The 3,844-nt window shown below is 70.3% G+C and carries 3 protein-coding genes; all 3 read left to right on the top strand.

What is annotated here, in order from left to right:
• The first annotated feature begins 44 nt into the window (after positions 1 to 44).
• Positions 45 to 944, top strand: a complete 900-nt coding sequence (locus ACFXGJ_RS24130) for an ROK family protein (RefSeq protein ID WP_378625788.1) — start codon at positions 45 to 47, stop codon at positions 942 to 944.
• A gap of 127 nt (positions 945 to 1,071) precedes the next feature.
• Positions 1,072 to 2,265 carry a phosphotransferase family protein gene (locus ACFXGJ_RS24125; RefSeq protein WP_378625787.1) on the top strand — a complete coding sequence of 398 codons (1,194 nt, stop codon included), beginning with the start codon at positions 1,072 to 1,074 and terminating at the stop codon, positions 2,263 to 2,265.
• 100 nt (positions 2,266 to 2,365) lie between these two features.
• Positions 2,366 to 3,814, top strand: coding sequence for an aldehyde dehydrogenase (locus ACFXGJ_RS24120; RefSeq protein WP_378625786.1), 1,449 nt, complete (start codon positions 2,366 to 2,368; stop codon positions 3,812 to 3,814).
• Positions 3,815 to 3,844 lie beyond the last annotated feature (30 nt).

The following is a 3,844-nucleotide window of genomic DNA, read 5'->3' as shown; positions in this document are numbered from 1 at the left end:
CTCCACATCCGCACCACTGCGGCGAAGCCGCATATCCTCCGGGCATGACCGCTCATGCGACCGCTCTCGCACTGGACATCGGCGGCACCAAGCTCGCGGCCGGACTGGTCTCGCCCGCCGGTGAACTACTGCGCGAGCGGCGGGTACCGACGCCCGCGACCGACGTGTGGGGGGCGACGGAGGCGCTGCTGCGCGAGGTCGCGGACGGGCGGCCGGTGTCGGCGGTCGGGATCGGCTCGGCCGGGCCGGTCGACGTCGAAGCCGGCATCGTCGGCCCGCTCAACATCCCGCCGTGGCGCGCCGGCTTCCCCCTGGTGGACGCGGTCCGGGCACTGTTTCCCGGCGCGCCGGTACGCCTGGCCATCGACGGGGCCTGCTGCGCGCTCGCCGAGCAACGCTTCGGCGCCGGCCGCGGGACCGCGAACCAGATCGGGATGATCGTCTCGACGGGGGTCGGCGGCGGACTGATCCTGGACGGCCGAGTCGTCGGCGGCCGCACCGGCAACGCCGGGCACATCGGCCACGTGGTGGTCCCGGGAGCGGACGACGTGCCGTGCGCATGCGGCGGATTCGGCTGCCTCGAGGCCGTCGCGAGCGGACCGTCCTCGGTGCGCTGGGCCAAGGCCCGCGGATGGGCCGGGTCGACGGGACTCGAACTGTCCGAGTCGGCGAACGCGGGCGACGCGGTGGCGCTCGCGGCGTTGCACCGGGCCGGCACCGCGGTCGGCACCGCCATCGCGTCGACCGCCGCGCTGCTGGACCTGGACCTGGCGGTGGTCGGCGGCGGCTTCGGGCAGTCCGGAGCGCCGCTGTGGGGACCGATGGCCGAGGCGGCCGACCGGCACGCGCGACTGTCCTTCAGCCGAGCTCTGCGGATCGTGCCCGCGGAGCTCGGGGACCGCGCTACCCTCATCGGAGCGGGCGCATTGACGCAGGTCAGCTAGGGCGCCAGGGTTTCGTTACAGGTTCTCCCGAAATAGGGGCTGCTTTCGCCCCCGAGATTATGTAACGTGTTCTAATGTGCTTCTCACCACACTTCGGATTCCCGCGGGAACGACGGATCGAGGGCACGTGAGCACAACAGGAACCACCCCTGACAACGCCGCCGAGATCGCCCGGCCCACCGAGTCCAAACGAGATCCCGAGCAACTCCGGCGCGCCCTGCAGGACTGGCTGGTCAGCCGGCTGCACGAGGGCGCAGACCCGGAGGTCAGCGGAGTCCGGCTCCCCGAGGCCAACGGCATGTCCAGCGAGACCATCCTGTTCGACGCCGTCTGGACGGAGTCCGCCGAGGACGCACTCTTCTCGGAACCGGGCACCCGACGCACCCACGAGCTGGTCGCCCGAGTCGAGCCCGGCGCCACCAGCATGCCGATCTTCCCGAGCTACGACATGGACACCCAGTTCGCCGTCATGAAGCGGGTCGGCGAGCTGTCCGACGTGCCGGTCCCGATCGCGTACTGGTCCGAGTCCGATCCCGCGGCCCTGGGCGCGCCGTTCTTCGTGATGGAGCGCATCGAGGGCGAGGTGCCGCCGGACGTGATGCCCTACAACTTCGGGTCGTCCTGGCTCTCTGACGCCACCGCCACCCAGCGCCGGTCCCTTCAGGACGCGTCCGTCGAGGTGCTCGCGACGTTGCACGGCATCGAGGATCCGGTGCGGCAGTTCGACTTTCTGCGGCTGCCGGGCGGCGGCCCGACCGCCGAGCAGGCGTTCCGGGCCCACCTGGCCCGCCAGCGCGGCTACTACGAGTGGGCGGCCGCATCGGGACCACGCTCCCCACTGATCGAGCGCGGCCTGGACTGGCTCGAGGCCAACGTCCCGGCAGACGACTCTCCCGCGGTGCTGTGCTGGGGCGACTCGCGGGTCGGCAACATCATGTACCGCGACTTCGCCCCGGTCGCCGTGTTGGACTGGGAGATGGCCGCGCTGGGTCCGCGGGAGATGGACCTGGCCTGGATGATCTTCCTGCACAGGTTCTTCGAGGATCTCGCGGGACTGGCCGGCCTCGCCGGGCTGCCGGACTTCCTGCGGCGGGAGGACGTCGAGGCGCGGTACCGGGAGCTGACCGGGCACGAGTCGACGAACATCGAGTACTACGCGCTGTACGCCGCCCTGCGGCACGCGACCATCATGTTCCGGATCCAGTGCCGCGCAATCGCCTTCGGGCAGGCCGAGCTGCCCGACGATCCCGACGACATGATCCTGCACCGGCCGACGCTCGAGGCCATGCTCGACGGCGACTACTGGGCGAGGGTGCGCTGATGCCCACCCGCCCCGAGGAGGACCCACCGTTGTAGCGCACCACGGCACCCCGCCAGTTCCATACCGGCATCACCAGACCGACACCAGCAAGGAAGCACTCATGACTGATTACGACAAGCTCTACATCGGCGGGCAGTGGGTGGCGCCCGCCACCGACGAGCGCCTCGAGGTGTTCTCGCCCGCCACCGAGGAGCGAGTGGGCAGCGTTCCGGTCGCCGCCCCCGCCGACATCGACGCCGCGATCGCCGCCGCGCGCACGGCACTCGAGTCCGGCCCCTGGCCGCTGACCACCCCGGCGCAGCGCGCCGAGATCCTCGTCAAGGCGGCGAAGTTGATCGAGGAGCGCGCCGACGAGCTGTGCACGCTGATCTCGTCCGAGATGGGCGCACCGCGCGCGGGCGTCGAGCTCATGCAGAAGACCCCGACGCTGGCCGTGCTGAACAGCTACGCGGCGCTGGCCGAGACGTTCTCCTGGGAGGAGGAGCGCACCGGACCGTTCGGCGTCTGCAAGGTCGTGCGCGAGCCGGTCGGTGTCGTCGCCGCCGTCATCGCCTGGAACGTCCCGCTGTTCCTGCTGGTCAACAAGCTGGCGCCCGCCATCATCTCCGGTTGCACCATGGTGCTCAAGCCCGCGCCGGAAACCCCGATGAACGCCAACCTCGTCGCGGAGATCTTCGCCGAGGCCGGCCTGCCCGCGGGCGTGCTGTCCATCGTCCCCGGCGGCGCGGAGACCGGCGAGTACCTGGTCTCGCATCCCGACGTCGACAAGATCACCTTCACCGGCAGCAGCGCCGTCGGCCGCAAGATCGGTGCGATCGCCGCGCAGAACCTCAAGCGTTGTTCCCTCGAGCTCGGCGGCAAGTCCGCCGCGATCCTGCTCGAGGACATGGACGTCCCGGCGACCATGCCGATGCTGGTGCTGTCGGGCCTGATGAACTCCGGCCAGGCGTGCGTCGGCCAGACCCGCATCCTGGCACCGCGCTCGCGCTACGACGAGATCGTCGAGGCCATGGCCAATTTCGTCGGGTTCATGCCGATGGGCATGCCCGACGATCCGGCCGCGCAGCTCGGCCCGATCATCACCGCCAAGCAGCGTGACAAGGTTCTCGGCTACATCGAGAAGGGCAAGGAGGAGGGCGCCCGCCTCGTCGTCGGCGGCGGTGTGCCGGCCGGCCTGGAGACGGGCTACTTCGTCGAGCCGACCATCTTCGCCGATGTCGACAACTCCATGACGATCGCCCGCGAGGAGATCTTCGGGCCCGTGCTCAGCGTGATCGCCTACGACAGCCTCGACGAGGCCATCAAGATCGCCAACGACTCGGAATACGGCCTCGCCGGCTCGGTGTACACCACCGACATCGAGAAGGGCCTCGAGGTCGCCAAGCAGATCCGCACCGGCACCTTCGGGATCAACTGGTACGCCTTCGATCCCGGCTCGCCGTTCGGCGGCTACAAGAACTCCGGCATCGGCCGCGAGAACGGGCCCGAGGGCCTCGACGAGTACTGCGAGCTCAAGTCCATCCTGATGCCGCCCGGCTACGGCGCCTGAGTCCGACCACCCGAGCGCGCGCCGCATCCA

Origin of the sequence: Rhodococcus sp. NPDC059234, assembly GCF_042754225.1 — a bacterium.
Taxonomy (GTDB): Bacteria; Actinomycetota; Actinomycetes; order Mycobacteriales; family Mycobacteriaceae; genus Rhodococcus_G.
This window is presented reverse-complemented; position numbering and strand designations above follow the sequence as displayed.

Bases quoted from the DNA above. Each gene is read 5' to 3' on its own strand.
- ACFXGJ_RS24130 (WP_378625788.1), top strand. From the start codon at position 45: ATGACCGCTCATGCGACCGCTCTCGCACTGGACATCGGCGGCACCAAG.
- ACFXGJ_RS24120 (WP_378625786.1), top strand. From the start codon at position 2,366: ATGACTGATTACGACAAGCTCTACATCGGCGGGCAGTGGGTGGCGCCC.